This is a genomic window from Stenotrophomonas sp. PUT21 (assembly GCF_052232875.1).
Lineage (GTDB): Bacteria > Pseudomonadota > Gammaproteobacteria > Xanthomonadales > Xanthomonadaceae > Stenotrophomonas > Stenotrophomonas maltophilia_N.
In genome coordinates this window covers 3,735,009-3,752,103 of record NZ_CP197645.1, presented here as the reverse complement: position 1 = coordinate 3,752,103, position 17,095 = coordinate 3,735,009, and the positions used below count along the sequence as shown (strand labels likewise).

Below are 17,095 nucleotides of genomic sequence, written 5' to 3'. Positions count from 1 at the left end.
CGTTCGGTCACAGTTTTCGTCGTCTTCTGGGCGGGCAGCTCTCCGGTCGTCGCCGTAATGCCGCGCCGCAGCAAGGTTTCAGACGGATGGAAACGCGTATTCAGGCGCCGTTTGGAAAGCAGGGCGGTGCATTATCTTTCGTTTTATATAAATTATCCTTCCTTTTTCTTTGCAATTTGTTGACATCTTTCGAGACCCTGCCCTAGAGTCGGCCGCACTGGTTTCAGTTTCCCGCTGACCGCGGGCTTGGGGGCAAGGTGGACTTCCGGTTACGACGCACTGGTCTGACGATCGCACTGCTTGCCGCAGTGGCGCTGGGCGGCACCGCCAGTGCCGCGCCCGTGGGCAACCTGCGTGCGATCAGTGCCACCCCCGCCAACGACGGCACCGCCGGCTGGACACTCAGCACCGATACCGGCGCCACCGTGCGCGTGGACCTGCTGCGCGATGACGTGCTGCGCGTGCGGGCCGGCCGCAACGGCACGCTCACCGGTGCCGGCGACAAGGCTGCTCCGATCGTGCTGCCGCAAGCGCCCGCGAAGGTCGCCGCCCAGCTGGAAGAAGATGCCAACGAGGTGCGCATCCGCACCGATGCCCTGGTGCTGCATATCCAGCGCCAGCCACTGCGTCTGTCGCTGGTACGCCGTGAGGGCGACCGCGATGTCGCGCTGTGGCGCGAACTGCAGCCGCTGGACCTGGACAAGGACCAGAGCGTGCAGGTGCTCTCCAGCGACAGCGATGAGCACTTCTACGGCGGCGGCCAGCAGAACGGTCGCTTCGAGTTCAAGGGCCGCGAACTGGAGGTGTCGTACTCCGGTGGCTGGGAAGAGGGCGATCGTCCCAACCCGGCGCCGATGCTGTTGAGCTCGCGCGGTTGGGGCATGCTGCGCAACACGTGGAGCGACGGCACCTACGATCTGCGCCAGGCCGACCAGGCCACGCTGCTGCACCGCGAAGACCGCTTCGATGCGTACTACTTCGTCGGGCCCAGCCTGCATACCCTGCTGGACCGCTACACCACGCTGACCGGCCGCGCCGGTCTGCTGCCGCGCTGGGCGTTCTCCTATGGCGACGCCGACTGTTACAACGACGGTGACAACATCAAGAAGCCCGGCAGCGTGCCCGAAGGCTGGAGCGATGGCCCGACCGGCACCACGCCGGATGTCGTCGACAGCGTGGCCAGGCAGTACCGCGACCACGACATGCCCGGCGGCTGGATCCTGCCCAACGATGGTTACGGCTGCGGCTACAAAAAGCTGCCCGAGACCGTGCAGGGGCTGGCGAAGTACGGCTTCAAGACCGGGCTGTGGACCGAGAACGGCGTCGACAAGATCGCCTGGGAAGTGGGCACCGCCGGCAGCCGCGTACAGAAGCTGGACGTGGCCTGGACCGGCAAGGGCTATCAGTTCGCGATGGATGCCAACCAGTCCGCGTTCAACGGCATCCTGCACAACTCCGAGTCGCGCCCGTTCCTGTGGACGGTGATGGGCTGGGGCGGCATCCAGCGCTACGCGGTGGCCTGGACCGGCGACCAGAGCAGCAGCTGGGACTACATTCGTTGGCACATCCCGACCCTGATCGGCTCAGGCCTGTCCGGCATGGCCTACGCCAGTGGCGATGTGGACGCGATCTTCGGCGGCAGCGCCGAGACCTTCACCCGCGACCTGCAGTGGAAGAGCTTCACCCCCGTGCTGATGGGCATGTCCGGCTGGTCGGGCAATGCGCGCAAGCACCCGTGGTGGTTCGATGAACCCTACCGCAGCGTCAACCGTGACTACCTCAAGCTGAAAATGCGCATGACCCCGTACATGTACGGGCTGGCGCATGACGCGGCGACCACCGGTGCCCCGCTGCTGCGCGCGCTGATGTGGGACTACCCGCAGGACCCGCAGGCCTATACCGAAGCGCACAAGTACCAGTTCCTGCTCGGCCGCGAGCTGCTGATCGCGCCGGTGTACCGCAGCCAGGCCGCGAGCCGTGGCTGGCGCCGCGACATCCACCTGCCGCAGGGCCGCTGGATCGACTACTGGGATGGCCGCCAGCTGCTCGCCGGTGCCGAAGGACGCTCGCTGGACCGCCCGGTCGACCTGGCCACGATCCCGGTGTTCGTGCGCGCCGGCGCGATCATCCCGATGTACCCGGCGATGCTCTACGACGGTGAGAAGCCGCTGGATGAAGTGACCTTCGATCTGTACCCGCAGGGCGAGGCCCGCTACACCCTCTACGAAGACGACGGTGCTACCCGCCGCTACGAAAAGGGCGAATCCAGCACCCAGCAGATCCACGTGCAGGCACCGGCGCAGGGCAGCGGCCCAGTGCAGGTGCGCATCGATCCGGTGCAGGGCCAGTACGCCGGTCAGCTGCCGCAGCGCCGCTATGCGCTGCGCGTGCTCAGCCGCCAGCGCCCCGCCGCGGTGACGCTGGACGGTCGCGTGCTGCCGATGCTGGCCGACCAGGCGGCCTGGCAGGGCGCCAACGAAGGTTGGTACTTCGACGCGGCCGAACGCCGCGGCACCGTGCATGTGCGCACCGCGCCGACCGATATCCGCCAGGCGCTCGCACTGCAGCTGGACCTGCCGGTTGCCGCCGCACCGGCCGACGATGCCTTCCCGGCCGCCCCGGAACTGGGCCGCGCGCTGCCCTCCGACAGTCTGCTGGTGGTCAACCGCCCGGCCGAGGAGCAGGGCTACGAAATGGAGAAGGCCTTCGACGACGATCCGGCCACGTGGTTCCGCACGGTGCGCAACCAGGCGGTCAAGACCGGCGCGCACGAGTGGGTGCTCGGCTTCGGCGAACGCAAGCTGATCGACGGCATCGAACTGGCGCCGCGCAACGACCAGCACTGGAAGAACAGCCAGATCCGCGATTACGAGATCTACATGGCCGACAGCAACGGCGAGTGGGGCGAACCGATCAAGCGCGGTCGTCTGACCCTGCAGCAGGGCATGCAGCAGATCGACTTCCCCGCCCACGCCGGCCGCCTGCTGCGCTTCCGCGTGCTGAGCACGCAGAACCCGGAAGGTGATGGCGCCAGCGGTGCCGATCCGATGGTGACGGCTGCGCAGGGCAGCGTGGCACGTGCGGTGGATGCGCTGCAGCCGCGCGATGTCGGCCCGATCGTGCTGTCCACCTTCCACGTGCTGGAGCATCCGCAGCCGGACGGCCCGGCGCAGCAGCTGTATCTGTCCGCGTTGCCGCTGCCGGCGCCGTTGAAGGCCAGCGTCGCCACCGACCATGCCTTCGGTGGGCAGGCCGGGATGCGCATGAACGGCCTGCATTTCCGCCGCGGCCTGGGCGTCGACGCCAGCAGCCGGATCGACCTGCAGCTGGGCGGCAGCTGGCGCCTGCTGCGCGCCGATCTGGGTATCGATGATCAATGCCGCACCGCCGGCGGCATGCAGTTCCAGGTCTGGGGCGATGGTCGGTTGCTGTACGACAGCGGCCTGGTCAACGCACCCGGCGTGGTCAAACCGGAGCTGGACGTGCGCGGCCTGCAGCGGCTGAGCCTGCGCACGCTCGGGGCGCAGGGCGATCACCCCGCGCAGGTCTGTGGCAACTGGGCCAATGCCGCCCTGATCGGACAGGAGGGCGATACCGCCAGCATCGTGTCGCCGTAACCGAACCGCCTTTCGAACCACCGCTCTCTCCCGTTTCCCGTCTACGGCCGCTTGGCCGTGGCACGGGGGACGTTTGCCCGAAAACACCCATCCACCGCCAGCCCCACGCTGCGGATCGAACAAGGAGCCAAAGATGTTGACCGAACGCCATCGCCATCGCCGCATCACCGCCACCCCCTTGTCCATCGCACTCGGCCTGGCCGTTGCGGTGGTCGGCAGTGCCAGCGCCCAGGACGCAACGCCGGGTACGAAAGCCACCGAACTGTCGCGCATCGAGGTGACCGGCTCCAACATCCGCCGCAGTGATGTGGAAACCGCCTCGCCGGTGCAGGTGATCAGCAAGCAGGACATCGAGAACATGGGCGCGCGCACGCTGTTGCAGGTGCTCGACAACCTGCCGGCCGCCCGCCCGGGCCAGCAGGATGCGCGCTCGCTGTTCACCGGCTCGGACGGCGCCTCGCAGGCCAACCTGCGCGGTCTCGGCGCGCAGGGCACGTTGGTGCTGTTGAACGGTCGCCGCCTGTCCTACTACGGAGCGCCGGCCGGCTTCCAGACCCAGTTCGTCAACATCGATGCGATCCCCGCCGCGGCGATCGAGCGCATGGAAGTGCTGACCGACGGCGCGTCGGCGGTGTACGGCACAGATGCGGTGGCCGGTGTGATCAACGTGATCACCAAGCGTTCCTACCAGGGCGCGGAGATCAACCTCACCACCGACAGATCCTCGCGGATCAGCTCCTACGGTGAGCACCAGGGCAGCATCACCGCCGGCTTCGGCGACCTGGATGAAGACCGCTACAACGTCTATGCCTCGGTGAACCTGTACCGGCGCGATGCGATTCCGCTGAGCGATTTCTACGACAAGCGGCCCGACCAGTACTACGTCAACAACCCCAACTACCTGCCTAACCTGCGCCTGGGCACCGGCAGCAAGCCGGGCGAGTTCAATCCGGGCAGCTATTTCGCGTTCGATCCGGTCACCGGCCGCCGCGTGCAGGAAGCCGCGCCGGGCTGCAACAACGTGCTCACCAGCGAAGCGGCCGGCCCGCGCTGTATCTGGGAGACGTGGATGAACAACGAGATCGACGCCGGCGCCAAGTCCGAGCGCAACACTGCCTACGTCAACGCGCACTTCCTGATCGGCGACAGCACCGAAGCCTTCGCCGAGGCGACCTACACCGACATCGACCTGACCGCCAACGGTGGCACGCCGCGCGCCTACGGCACCACCACCGGCAACCCGACCAGCTGGTTCTCGCGCAACACCGGCACCACGGTCAACCAGTTCCTGTATCCGTATCTGGGCCCGAACAACGAGTACAACCACGCCTCGCCCGAGCTGAAGGCACTGATGGGTGGCGTGGTCGGCCTGCAGTACCTGCTGCAGGACGTGGGCGCCAACCACTTCGGCCAGCGCAACACCGATCAGAGCTACCGCGTGGTGGCCGGGCTGCGCGGTGACATTGGCGACTGGAACTGGGAAACCGCCTTCGCCACTGCGGGCAGCCACTCGGTCACCTACCAGACCACCAACGTGAACCTGGCCGGCTTCGAGAAGGCCTTTGGCCCGTACTCCATCGACCCGGGCACTGGCCGCGTCATCATTTCCGACCACCCGGCCTACAAGTTCGGCGAGATCAGCGAGGCCAACGCCGCGCTGATCCGCGAAGCGTTCCCGACCTTCGATATCCAGTCCTGGACGCGCCTGCATACCCTGGATGGCAAGATCGAAGGCCCGCTGTTCCAGATGCCGGCCGGCGAAGTGCGTGCGGCCTTCGGCTTCAACGCCAGCCGCGAGACCTTCTACACGCCTGGCAACCCGGACGCGGCCAACGGCCTGATCACCCAGCAGGGTGGCTCGTGGTTCGACGGCAAGCGCAACACCTATGCGCTGTTCGCCGAGACGGTGGCGCCGCTCACCGAGAAGCTGGAACTGGACGCCGCACTGCGCGTGGACAAGTACCCGGACTTCAGCGCCAACCTGGCCCCGAAGATCGGCCTGAAGTACCAGATGTTCGACCAGCTGATGCTGCGCGGCACGTACTCCACCGGCTTCCGCGCGCCCAGCCTGGCCGAGTCCGGCAACGGCGGCGTGTTCGCCCAGTTGGGGGGCTACCGTGATGAAGTGCGCTGCAACGAGACCAACGCGATCGCCAACCTGCTGCTGAAGTCGCAGCGCGGCGGTGACGTGGACCTGGGCAATACCCTGCTCAATACCGATTGCAGCCGCACCGTGGCGCGCATGACCCAGCCCAACCCGGATCTGAAGCCGGAGAAGGCCAAGATCACCACGCTCGGTTTCGTCTACGAGCCGACCCAATGGTTGTCGGTGTCGGCCGATTACTGGTTCATCTACCGCAGCAATGAAATCGTCGCCCCGGATTTCACCCGCGACGAAGACATCATTTCCTCCAGCCGTTCGCCGATCACCGAAAGCGACCGCGCCAACCTGGCCGCCCTGGCGGCGATGTGCGCCGACCCGGCCAGCGGCGTTGCCTGCCCTGGCACGCTGCCCGGCTACAGCGTGGGCAACGTGGCCAGCGTGGTGGGCCAGTACAAGAACCGCGGCAAGACCCTGATCGACGGCTTCGACATCGACGCGCGCAGCCGCTTCTCGCTGGGCGAATGGGGCAACCTCAACATTGGCGTGGCTGCCACCATTGCCAACCGCAACCGTTCCTACCTGGATGACGAAAGCGGCTGGTACTACGGCGACCTGGTCGGCTACTACAACAACCCCCGCCTGCGCGCCACGTTGAACGCGGATTGGAGCTACAAGCAGGTCACCACCAGCGTCTTCGTCAACTACGTCGGCGGCACCAAGTGGGCGCTGCAGCAGATCGACGAGCAAGACAACAACCCGCAGACCTGCACCGCCGGCTACCTGCCGGTGGAGCAGAGCAAGTGCGATGGTGCGCCGTCGTGGTGGACCGCCAACCTGAGCGTGGCCTGGCGTCCTGACGAGCACTGGAACGTCGGCTTCACCATCAAGAATCTGTTCGACCGTCTGCCGTTCTATGACCCGAACAGCTTCCTGGGCGATTCCAGCGATTACGCCACCATCTTCGGTCGCGGCTACAGTCTCACCGTCGGCTACAAGTTCTGATGCTTCCCCCGCGCCGGTCCCGGCCGGCGCGATCTTCACACGAGGTACTGTCCATGAAACGCAGAGAATTCATCGCCGCCAGCGCGGCCGTCGCCGCCACCAGCCTGCTGCCCAACACGCCCGCCTGGGCACGCGCGCGCAAGGTGCGGCTGGGCCTGATCGGCACCGGCATGCGCGGCCAGGTGTTGCTCAAAGAGCTGGTCCGCCGCGATGACGTGGAGGTGGTCGCGCTGTGCGATATCGAACCGATCATGCTCAAGCGCGGCATGGACATGGTGGCCAAGGCCGGCAAACCGGCGCCCAAGGCGTACGGCCAGGATGGCGACGTCAACGCCTGGAAGCGGTTGATCGAGCAGCGCGGCCTGGACGGCGTGATCATCGCCACGCCGTGGGAATACCACGCACCGATGGCGATCGCGGCCATGCAGGCCAAGGTGGCGGTGGGTTGCGAAGTGGTGGCCGGCATCACCCTGCAGGACCACTGGGATGTGCTCAAGACCCAGCTGTCCACCGGCACCCCCTACATGCTGCTGGAGAACGTCTGCTATCGCCGCGACGTGATGGCAGCGCTGCAGATGGTGCGGCAAGGCCTGTTCGGCGAACTCGTGCACCTGCAGGGCGGCTACCAGCACGACCTGCGCGGGGTGAAGTTCAATTCCGGCGACCCCAGCCAGCCCTATGACAGCGGCGTGGAGTTCGGCGCCAAGGGCTGGTCCGAAGCCCGCTGGCGCACCGAGCACTCGGTGAAGCGCAACGGTGAGCTGTACCCCAGCCACGGCATCGGCCCGTGCGCGATGTACACCGGCATCAACCGTGGGAACCGCTTCACCCACATCAATGCGTTTGCCAGCAAGGCGCGCGGTCTGCATGAGTACACCGTGGCCAAGAGCGGCGGCACCACCCATCCCAGCACCAAGGTGAACTTCAAGCTCGGCGACATCGTCACCACCACGCTGGCCTGCGAGAACGGCGAAACCATCCTGCTGCAGCACGACACCTCGCTGCCGCGCCCGTACTCGATGGGCTTCCGCGTGCAGGGCACCAAGGGCCTGTGGATGGATGTGAACCAGTCCATCCATATCGAAGGCCGCAGCCCGCCGCACAAGTGGGAACCGTTCCAGGCCTACCAGGACCAGTACGAGCACCCGCTGTGGAAGCAGCATGCCGATACCGCGGCCAGCGCCGGCCACGGTGGCATGGACTGGTTCGTCATCCATGCCTTCGTGGAGGCCCTCAAGGCCAAGGCACCGATGCCGATCGACATCTACGACGCGGTCACCTGGAGCGCGATCACGCCGTTGTCCGAGCAGTCCATCGCCAACAGCTTCCAGACGCTGGAGTTCCCGGACTTCACCGCCGGGCTGTGGAAGCAGCGCAAGCCGATCTTTGCGTTTGATGGGACGTACTGAGCAAGACTGACGTCGCATGGCCGGTACCGATGCGTACCGGCCATCCCTGACCCGGTCGGCCAGGCGATGGCGCGGCCCAGCCTGGGCGCGATCAGCGCATGCGCAGCAATGAACACGGGGAAGTGGCAAGGATGGTGCGCCCGGAGGGATTCGAATAAATCAACCATCCATCTGATTATAATTAACTTTCAATAAAACTAAAAATCAAAATGCCCCCACGCATGCCCCCAGTCGATCTTGTGACAAGGGTTGCAATCCGCAAGACGTAATTCTTGCTGAATTGACCATAAGCAACCAGCATCACCCGGAACCAGTCAGCCGATCAATACGCTGCGCAGCGCCGATTTTGCGCGCCTCTTTGACGGGCGGGTCGCCCTAGCGGCTCAGTGCACCTCTTCGCGCCGACTCGGACGACCCAACCTAAGAGCATGTGCAGACTTTTGTGTAGCTCGAAACCTGTTGCCAGAAGAATCTGCCCACGCACCATCATCGACGCCAACCGCCATGGTCGGCCTCCCGAGGGAGACGGCGCGCATTTTTGATCAGCGCTTTGACTACGGTGGAAGTGTCTTTTCCATCCAACTTAACGAGCATTACATACCGCGTCTTCCGCTCTACCAGAGTCGCAATCTGGCTCTCACGATCGCCAAACAGCAGGTCGCCTTCCCAGTGGCCAGGGATCGCTCGATCCTCGACTGAGGCGGGACGTTGACTGATCGATATCGTGTCCTTGATCCTGCCGTGATCAGCCGTTTTCTGTGTGTGGTGGCGCGAGCGACGCATGCCGCGGGTCCGGCGCAAATGCGCCAAAAGCGCCTGCTTAAGGGGCGCCGCGAGACTGGATGTACAACGTGCGATAGATCGTCTCGTGGGACACCTGGCAGCTCATGTCGTTTGTATACAGGTGCTTCAGCCAGCCAGCGATTTGCTCTGGTGACCACTGTCGCCGCAACTTGCCGGCCACCATCTTCGCCAAGGCTCGATGAGTTGTGAGCTTACAGAGCTTGGGTCGCCGAGCCCGCTCCCAAGCGCGCTCGTCGGCTTGATTTGCTCGATAACCTTGCGTCCCATGATTGCGCTGCAGCTCGCGGCTGACTGTCGACGGGGCTCAGCCCAGTGAGGCTGCTATTGCACGCATAGACCTCCCAGCTGCGATGCCACGGGATATCTCTTCGCGCTCAGCCAAGCTCAGCGTCCGTGTCGAACGCCTCCGCAATGGGGGGCGAATGCCGCCGGACTCCGAAAGGATTCCTCGGACCGAGCTGTGATGTCGATCAAACAGCGCTGCTATCTGGTGCAGGGACTCGCCGCGCTGCCAGCGATCCCACATCAGCGACTTCTGGCTATCGGTGTAGTGTATCCGCTGTCGGTACTTCATCTGCAACACTCCCGCTGCCTATGGCAGCCCTAGTGTGTTGCATCGATCAATTGAATCCGCGGCCAGAAGCAGACCTTGGGCAGTGGCTTACCCCCTATCGCGCCGAGGTGGCGATGTAGGTGTTATTTCCGCGCTTCAGCGAAAAACTTTTCGCTTTGTCGTTACCGACCTGCTGGAATTCAACCGTCATGTCTTGTGCTGTCATGAAGAACTGGTTCTTTGATTGCGCAAAAAGCTGCATCGGCCGCTCGCCGAACAACTCGCTGCGGAGATACAGATGATCGCCCTCGGCAACGACTTGGGCAGGCTTGTCTACGAGAATATAATTACCCACGAGCTTCGCGTTGGCGACCGGGTCGGATGGGAGCGCGACCTTTTCAGTAATCTGGAACTCTGGCCACCCGTATTCGGCCGAAACGCTCACAAGAATCTCGTCGATCAGGGCGGCGCCGTTGTCGCTATTGGTCATCACCACCACGCCTTGTCCGGTGTGGGTGTAGCCGTACAGCTGTGAGCGGAACCCGTCGGTGCCCCCTGAATGCGCAAAGCTGATGCCCTCACCCAGCTTTTCAACATACAGCCCCAAGCCATACTCGCCCAACCCGCGGCTCAGCATCATGGTAGTCATCGCACTGGACAGTACCTTGCCGGGCTTGCCGGACTGCGCTTGTTGGATATCGATTACCACCTTGGCCAGATCCGTCGGTGTGGACCAGAGCGCGGCCGCAGCCGATTCGGGGTAGACATGCCAGCCGCCAGAGACGGGCTCACCGTTGGTGTGATGTCCAATCCCTGCCCGTGTCTTCCAAATCGGCTGCAAGGTCGTGGCGAAGGTACTGTCCTTCATATCCAACGGGCCCAGGACCAGCTCCCGCATCAGCTCGGGAAACAACTTCCCACAAGCTTCGGCCATCATCAGTTGAACAACGGTGTAGCCGCCACCGGAGTACTTCCATTCGGTTCCGGGTATAGCCTCTACGCGGACCGGTTCGGAGTTGGCTGGCGGCACGCCATCCAGCACCTGCAGCAGTGAAGGTACTGCTTCGCCCTGAGCGTAGCCGTTGAAGCCATGGATGTTCATGCCCGCACTGTGATTGAGCAGGTCGCGTAACGTGACAGGACGTTGCTGGGTGAAGCGGTTGTCCGGAATCTTCCAGCTGCCCAGCTGCTCGTTCGCAGAACCGTCCAAAGACAATTTTCCCTGCTCGACCAGGCGTAACGCGCCTAGCGCACTGATCGACTTGCTGACCGAGCCAGCCTGAAACAGGCTTTCGGTCGTAGCAGGACGCCGGCGGTCCACATCGAGCACGCCGTACGCGCGTGCCCACTCGACGCGCCCGTTGTTGATGAGGGCAATGCTGACCGCAGGAACGTCATGGAAAGCCATGCGTGCGGCAAGCGACATCTTTTGGTCGGGTGCGTCCTTGACGACTACACGACTCGAAAGGCCCTGTTCCACCCTGGCAATCCGAGATTGGACCTCTGGCGTCAGCTCCTGCGCGGATGCGGATGGGACCAACAACATGAGCACGATTGATACCTTCTTCCGTATGGCGCGGCTCAGCAGGCGTAGTACTTGTTGTAGCGGCCAAGCGAGCCCTCGCTCGACAGCGAAGGCAGGGGTGGGGGGGGGCGGAGATGGATACGAGGTGCCCGCCTGGCTTGAGGATCTGCAGCTACTTTTTGAGCTCGTCGTTGCCCAGACTGTTCAACACCACGTCGTAGTCGTTTAGCTCGGTTGCGAAGTCCTGCGTCTTGTAGTCGATGACGACATCCGCGCCGAGTGCTTTGACCCATTCGACGTTGTTGGTACTGGTGGTCGTAGCGACGATTGCGCCCAGATGCTTAGCCAGCTGGATGGCAATCGTGCCCACGCCACCGGAACCTGCCTGGATGAACACCTTCTGCCCCTTCTTCAGTTTGGCGGCTTCGACCAAGGCCTGCCAGGCGGTCAGTGCGACTAGCGGGATGGAGGCCGCCTCCTCCATGCTGAGATTTATAGGCTTGGGAGCAAGTGAGGCTTCCTTGACGGCAATGAACTCTGCGAAGGCGCCGATCCGGAAGTCGTCTGGCCGCGCATAAACCTCGTCACCTGGCTTGAACTGCCGCACGCTTGGGCCGACTTTTAAAACCACGCCGGCGACGTCATGACCTAACACGAGGGGCATGCGATAGGGCAGGATGAGTTTGAATTCACCACTTTTGATCTTGGCGTCCAGAACGTTGACGCCCACCGCTTGGACCTTGACTAGGACTTCATCGTCCCGAAGTTCGGGCTCTGGCATCTGGGCGATGCGACCGGTTTCTTTTTTTCCGTAGCGATCAATGAGGAAGGCTTTCATGAGGGAACTTCTCTCCAGAGTTTTGAACGAGTGTGATTCAGGCAGATCTGCCTGCGTCGGGCAGTCTTGAGTATTGACGCTCGGATCGATGGGATTGCTCGTTTTCCTTGAACGGCCTCAGGTCGAGTTCCCGTGTCCGGGCTGATGTTTGCTGTCGGTGCGGTGGCCAGTACTTTTAGGCGATGGCGCTGAACCCTGATCGGAACTTTCAGTCTTTGAGGAAGGCCAGTGCCTTGGATACGAACTCGTCGTGGTACTGGAAGATTCCCCCATGTCCGGCGTCTTTGTAGATGACCAGTTGCGAGCCCGGTATGCGTCGTGCCATGTCATGGCTGTTCACGGTGGGCACCATGATGTCGTTATCGCCATTTGCAATCAGCACGGGGATGCTGATGCTGCCTAGATCCTGAGGCGCCTGCCGGCCCCAGGCCTTGATGGCTTTCAACTGCCGCAGGAAAGCGCTGGGTGTCGGCCCCTTGTCCCGATCCGCCTTGCGCTCCTTCAGCCGGTCCAGGAAAGCGGCCGCAGCTTGACGACCACGGACCGTGGAGGTGAAGAACAGGTGCGTCTTTGGATCCCGCAACGTCAGCAAGCCTTTGGCCATCAACGGCCAGGAGACTGCTCCAACCTGATCGATGCCTTCGCCGCCTGCTGGCCCAGTGCCAGTCAGGATGAGTCGGCGTACTAGCTCAGGGGCTTTCAGTACGATGTCCTGCGCCACGAATCCGCCGAGAGAGAAGCCGAGCAGGTCGACCTTCTCGAAACCCAGTGTGTGTATCAAAGTGATCACATCCTTTGCCATCGCTTCGATGGTCATGGGTGCCGTTCCACCGGAAGCACCGATCCCCCGGTAGTCGAGGGCGATGATGCGATGTTTGCGGGACAGCCCATCGACGATACTTGGATCGAAATTGTCCAGGACCGCGCCCCAGTGGTTGAGCAAGACCAGTGGCACGTCAGTGCGCGGCCCCAGGTCCCGGTATGCGAAAGCAGTCCCGTCGACATCAATCGATCGGTTGGGGGTATCGATGTAAGGCATGCTCAATCCTGGAGGGGCTTCGATAAGAGTCATCGCCATTTCAAGGCGTTTCGTGTGATGCGGCAAATGGTGGGGGATTCAAGCTCCCCGCGTTGGCGATCAGGCGTTCACATCGACGATAGTGCGCCCTTGAACCTTCCCTGCGAGGATCTGGCTGGCGATTTGAGTAACCCCTGCCAAGCCAATCATCTGGGTGGTCCGTGCAAGCTTGTCCAGATCCAGGTCGCTGGCCAGACGCGACCACGCCTGCAGCCGCACCGGCTGGGGTGCATTGACCGAGTCGATGCCGGCCAAGGTGACGTTGCGCAGGATGAAAGGCAGGACCGAGGCCGGCAGATCCGCGCCCTGTGCGAGCCCGAAGGCTGCAACCACGCCGCGATAGCGGGTCTGCGCCAGGACGTTTGCCAATGTATGGCTGCCAACCGAGTCGATGGCACCGGCCCAGCGCTCCTTGCCGATCGGTGCGCCTGCTTCTGACAGTGTTTGGCGGTCGATGATCTCGGCTGCTCCCAGTGCACGCAGGTAGTCGGCTTCCTCAAGACGTCCGGTCGAGGCGATCACGCGATAACCGAGTTTGGACAGCAGGGCAATCGCCACCGAGCCGGCACCGCCATTGGCGCCGGTAACCAGGATGTCCCCGCGCTCGGGTGTCAGGCCGCCATGCTCCAACGCCAGCACAGACAACATGGCGGTGTAACCGGCGGTGCCAATGGCCATGGCATCCTTGGTCGAAAAAACATCGGGAATCTTGACCAGCCAATCACCGCTCACTCGCGCCTTTTGGGCAAAGCCTCCGTGGTGGGTCTGGCTCAGTCCCCATCCATTGGCCAACACATGATCGCCAGCCACGATGCCGGGATAGGTCGATGACTCGACGACACCGGCGAAGTCGATGCCTGGAATCAGCGGGAACTGGCGGATGACCGACGCCTGGCCGCTGATCGGACGCACCTGCTGCAGGCTGTCGCGCCCTTGCAGCAAGGCCGAGGGAGCGTCGGGGTCGATTGCTAGCAGTCGCGCCAAGCCAATCAGGTCCAGCGCACCGGAGCGAAGGGCAGCATTCATGCCAGCGGCCGTACGGAAACCGCCAGTGACCATCAGCGGCAGTTTCACGGTGGCGCGCACCTTCTCGGCGAACTCGAGGAAGTACGCCTCCCGGGCTTCGGTAGACGCTTTCTTGGGGTCTTGCATTGCACCGTTCATGGCGGGTGCCTCGTAGGTGCCGCCGGAGATTTCGATCAGGTCGATGCCTGCGTCGGCCAGTGCGCGGATCGTCTCGATCGATTCTTCTTCGGTGAAGCCACCACGTTGAAAGTCGGCCGAGTTGAGCTTGATTCCCACGGGGAAATCGGTGCCAACTTGGCTGCGGATTTCCGCATAGACGGCCAGCACGAAGCGGCGCCGCTTCTCGGGACTACCGCCCCACTCATCGCTGCGGCGATTGTGGTGCGGCGACAGGAACTGGTTGATCAGATAGCCATGAGCCCCGTGGATCTGCACACCACTGAACCCGGCCTTCATGCAGATGGCTGCACTGCGCCCGAAGCGTTTGATGATGTCCTGGATTTCCGATGCTGTGGCCTCGCGCGGGGTCGCGAAGAATGCCGCCATGTCCTCGCGGAACGGCACAGCCGAGGGGGCTAGGTTGTAAGCGTTAAGGCCCTTGGTCGATTGTTTGCCTGGATGATTGAGCTGTGCCCAAATGGCCGTCCCTTGCCCGGTGGCCGCCTGTGTCCACTGCCGCAGGACAAGCAAGTCGTCCTCGTCCTCGATTACCACGTTGCCCGGTTCGCCAAGCGCGCGGCGGTCGATCATGACATTGCCAGTCATGATCATCCCCACGCCGCGCAGCCCACCTTTTGTAAAGCCGAACCAGATCCGGTGTGGGGCGATTATCATAGGTGCCCAAGGTCTCGCTCATAGCCGCTTTGACAAGGCGGTTGCGCAGCACGCTGCCATTGGGCAGGTGAAGGGGGTGACTCAGCAGATTTGTTTGCATGACGAGCTCAGAACGCGGTGCGATCATAAGGAGAGACGACTTTCGGCGGCTGCAGGAACGCGGTCAGGCCTTGGAACCACATGACCTCCGAAAAATCGCCGCTGATGGTCAAGTCCTGACTGCCCAGACCCCGCAGAAATGCGGCTTGGCTGTCTTTGGCAGACAGGATCGCGAAGCCCTTCGCGGCATCGGTGAAGTTCAGGGTGAACTGGGGATTCGCTGCCAGCCCGGCTCGTGAGCGGAGCGTGCCATCGCCGATCACATAGTGGCGACCCACGTTCGATGCGGTGCGAATCTGGAATACCAGACGCTTGTCAGCGATGTAGCGCGCACAGTCGGGGTTGCGCTTGATCTGTCTCTTTAGGAGCTGGGCGAATGCCCACAGCAGAAACTTGAACTTGAGCATGGCAGGTGCCTTTGAATGCGGAAACCTGGATCTGGGGCGGTGCGTGTAGGGGCTGTCACTCGTCCAAGAACCCAACCGCGTGATGCAGGAAGCGTTGCGCGCATTGGAACTGTGCGCCATGCCCGGCATCTGGGTAGATGAAAAGCTGTGCGTTCGGCAGGTTGCGGGCCATGTAGAACGAGTTGACGGTTGGGACCATCACATCGTTCACGCCGTTGAGGATGAAGGTCGGCTGCTGGATCTCGCGCAGGTAGGAAAAGGGGTCGTCTTCCGACAGCCTGGGTAGGTACAGCATGTTGGCCTCGATCTGGGCCTCGGTGACTTCGGGTGAGGACGGTGGATCCTGGTCGACACGCTGATGCCGACGCTGCCAGAACTCATGCGCTGCCTGCTTGGCCTGCTCCGATCGGCCGAAGAACAGGTACGCGAAGTCTTCGAAGGTGGGAACCGGCCTTGGCGCCGTGGTCAGCACCTGCGGCTCCATATCCGGGGCGCCGCCGCGCGGGCCGGTGCCAAGCAGCATCAGCTTGCGCACCAGTTGGGGATGACGCCAGGTCAGGTCCAGCGCTTGGAATCCGCCCAGCGAGAACCCTAGTACGTCGATCTTGTGCAAACCCAGCGCACGAACGAAGGCGGCTGCATCATCGGCCATGTCCTCGATGCGGGTTCGCGGCTGGCCATTGGATGAGGCAACGCCACGGCCGTTGTAGAGAATGACTTCGCGGCCATGGGCAAGGCCATCGGTCATCAACGGATCCCAATGGTCCATGCCGCCGCGGAAGTGCTGCAGCAGCAACAGTGGTGGCTGTGCGGAATCGGCATTGCCCCAGCGGCGGTACGCGAATCGCGTACCGCCGACATCGGCGAAGCACGTGGGCGTGGAGAGATGCGTGTCGGTCATGTGGATACCTGTTGAGGTGTTGACCAAGGGTGCTGGTCCAGCGGCCGGAACTTCGCAGGAGGGTTCCGAGAGAGGTGAGAGCGACCTAGATCACGCAGCGGGCTTGTAGCGCTCGGCCACGTGTGCCTGCCGAAGGTCCGAAAGCAGCCCTTGACGCGCGCCATCCAGCGCATCCCACCGTGCGGCATCATGCAGCGGCGGGATCGTGACGCCTTCGCGCCGGTCAAAGCCGACCAGTGCAGCATCCACCAGTTCATTCACGTCCATCAGCTCGGAAAGCGTGTTGACGTCGATACCCGCGCGCTCCCAGATCTCAGTACGCGTTCCAGCAGGCAACACGGCCTGAACGTAGACGCCCTTCGGGGTGAGTTCCAAGCTCAGCCCTTGGGAAAGGAAGAGCACGAAGGCCTTGGTCGCACCGTAGACCGACATGCCGAACTCGGGCGCGAAGCCGACCACCGAGCCGATATTGACGATTGCACCCTTGCCGGCCTCCGCCAGGCGCGGCGCGATGGCACTGGCCAGTCTCACTGGCGCCGTGGTGTTGAGGGCGACCAGGCGGGCGACATCGTCAGTCGCCTGGTTGATGAACGGACCGGACAGCGTGGCCCCGGCATTGTTAATCAGAGTCTCGATGCTGGCGTCTTCGCGCAGGCGCGCTTCGACTGCGGCTAGATCACCAGGTTGGGTCAGGTCGGCCGGGAGGATGTCGACGGCAGCGCCGGTCTCCTTGCGCAAGCGCGCAGCGAGCGTTTCCAGGCGCGCCCTATCACGGGCAACGAGTACGAGGTCGTGGCCGCGGCGTGCGAAGCGTTCCGCATAGGTGGCGCCAATGCCGGTCGAGGCGCCGGTGATGAGAACAGTGGTACGAGTAGTCATGAGAGTATCTCTGAATTGA

Annotated in this window: 10 protein-coding genes and 3 pseudogenes; 4 read left to right on the top strand and 9 right to left on the bottom strand. The window is 63.3% G+C overall.

The genetic code is table 11. The features are described 5' to 3' along the window. The first annotated feature begins 257 nt into the window (after positions 1-257). From ACTT2I_RS16895 to ACTT2I_RS16885, 3 genes are all read left to right on the top strand, one after another. Positions 258-3,617 carry a TIM-barrel domain-containing protein gene (locus tag ACTT2I_RS16895; protein WP_421098814.1) on the top strand — a complete coding sequence of 1,120 codons (3,360 nt, stop codon included), beginning with the start codon at positions 258-260 and terminating at the stop codon, positions 3,615-3,617. Between the two features lie 133 nt (positions 3,618-3,750). After that, positions 3,751-6,723, top strand: a complete 2,973-nt coding sequence (locus ACTT2I_RS16890; protein ID WP_421098815.1) for a TonB-dependent receptor plug domain-containing protein — start codon at positions 3,751-3,753, stop codon at positions 6,721-6,723. 53 nt (positions 6,724-6,776) lie between these two features. Then, positions 6,777-8,132: a Gfo/Idh/MocA family protein gene (locus ACTT2I_RS16885; protein ID WP_443096731.1), complete on the top strand. Its 1,356-nt coding sequence runs from the start codon at positions 6,777-6,779 to the stop codon at positions 8,130-8,132. A 513-nt stretch (positions 8,133-8,645) separates the two neighbouring features. On the opposite strand, the pseudogene ACTT2I_RS16880 reads toward ACTT2I_RS16885, so the two are convergent. The 8 genes and pseudogenes from ACTT2I_RS16880 to ACTT2I_RS16845 form a co-directional block, all read right to left on the bottom strand. Beyond that, a pseudogene (locus ACTT2I_RS16880) lies at positions 8,646-9,510 on the bottom strand (IS30 family transposase); the annotation flags it as partial. A gap of 94 nt (positions 9,511-9,604) precedes the next feature. Continuing rightward, positions 9,605-11,035 (bottom strand): serine hydrolase domain-containing protein, encoded by a 1,431-nt coding sequence (locus ACTT2I_RS16875; protein WP_443096862.1) that lies wholly within the window; start codon positions 11,033-11,035, stop codon positions 9,605-9,607. A gap of 151 nt (positions 11,036-11,186) precedes the next feature. Beyond that, positions 11,187-11,852: an NADP-dependent oxidoreductase gene (locus ACTT2I_RS16870; RefSeq protein ID WP_443096730.1), complete on the bottom strand. Its 666-nt coding sequence runs from the start codon at positions 11,850-11,852 to the stop codon at positions 11,187-11,189. A 208-nt stretch (positions 11,853-12,060) separates the two neighbouring features. Beyond that, positions 12,061-12,891, bottom strand: coding sequence for an alpha/beta fold hydrolase (locus ACTT2I_RS16865; RefSeq protein ID WP_443096729.1), 831 nt, complete (start codon positions 12,889-12,891; stop codon positions 12,061-12,063). A gap of 99 nt (positions 12,892-12,990) precedes the next feature. After that, positions 12,991-13,833 (bottom strand): annotated as a pseudogene (locus tag ACTT2I_RS16860) (MDR family oxidoreductase); the annotation flags it as partial. Positions 13,834-13,869: 36 nt separating this feature from the next. Beyond that, positions 13,870-14,727: pseudogene (locus ACTT2I_RS16855) on the bottom strand (NADH:flavin oxidoreductase/NADH oxidase family protein); the annotation flags it as partial. Positions 14,728-14,897: 170 nt separating this feature from the next. Beyond that, the gene (locus ACTT2I_RS16850; RefSeq protein ID WP_312917292.1) at positions 14,898-15,296 is read right to left on the bottom strand and encodes a hypothetical protein; all 399 of its coding nucleotides are present in this window, start codon (positions 15,294-15,296) and stop codon (positions 14,898-14,900) included. 55 nt (positions 15,297-15,351) lie between these two features. Further along, complete coding sequence (locus tag ACTT2I_RS16845; protein ID WP_443096728.1) at positions 15,352-16,044, bottom strand: alpha/beta fold hydrolase; 693 nt, start codon at positions 16,042-16,044, stop codon at positions 15,352-15,354. On the opposite strand from ACTT2I_RS16845, the gene ACTT2I_RS16840 reads away from it, so the two are divergent. Beyond that, entirely contained in the window at positions 16,024-16,212 is a 189-nt protein-coding gene (locus ACTT2I_RS16840) for a hypothetical protein (RefSeq protein WP_443096727.1), read from the top strand. The genes ACTT2I_RS16845 and ACTT2I_RS16840 overlap by 21 nt on opposite strands. A 75-nt stretch (positions 16,213-16,287) precedes the next feature. Here the strand turns inward: ACTT2I_RS16840 and ACTT2I_RS16835 are convergent, their stop codons facing one another. Then, positions 16,288-17,076 (bottom strand): SDR family NAD(P)-dependent oxidoreductase, encoded by a 789-nt coding sequence (locus tag ACTT2I_RS16835; protein ID WP_443096726.1) that lies wholly within the window; start codon positions 17,074-17,076, stop codon positions 16,288-16,290. Positions 17,077-17,095: the final 19 nt, after the last annotated feature.

Bases quoted from the DNA above. Each gene is read 5' to 3' on its own strand.
- ACTT2I_RS16885 (WP_443096731.1), top strand. From the start codon at position 6,777: ATGAAACGCAGAGAATTCATCGCCGCCAGCGCGGCCGTCGCCGCCACC.
- ACTT2I_RS16845 (WP_443096728.1), bottom strand. From the start codon at position 16,044: ATGACCGATGGCCTTGCCCATGGCCGCGAAGTCATTCTCTACAACGGC.
- ACTT2I_RS16840 (WP_443096727.1), top strand. From the start codon at position 16,024: ATGGGCAAGGCCATCGGTCATCAACGGATCCCAATGGTCCATGCCGCC.
- ACTT2I_RS16890 (WP_421098815.1), top strand. From the start codon at position 3,751: ATGTTGACCGAACGCCATCGCCATCGCCGCATCACCGCCACCCCCTTG.
- ACTT2I_RS16875 (WP_443096862.1), bottom strand. From the start codon at position 11,035: ATGTTGTTGGTCCCATCCGCATCCGCGCAGGAGCTGACGCCAGAGGTC.
- ACTT2I_RS16850 (WP_312917292.1), bottom strand. From the start codon at position 15,296: ATGCTCAAGTTCAAGTTTCTGCTGTGGGCATTCGCCCAGCTCCTAAAG.
- ACTT2I_RS16865 (WP_443096729.1), bottom strand. From the start codon at position 12,891: ATGCCTTACATCGATACCCCCAACCGATCGATTGATGTCGACGGGACT.
- ACTT2I_RS16835 (WP_443096726.1), bottom strand. From the start codon at position 17,076: ATGACTACTCGTACCACTGTTCTCATCACCGGCGCCTCGACCGGCATT.
- ACTT2I_RS16870 (WP_443096730.1), bottom strand. From the start codon at position 11,852: ATGAAAGCCTTCCTCATTGATCGCTACGGAAAAAAAGAAACCGGTCGC.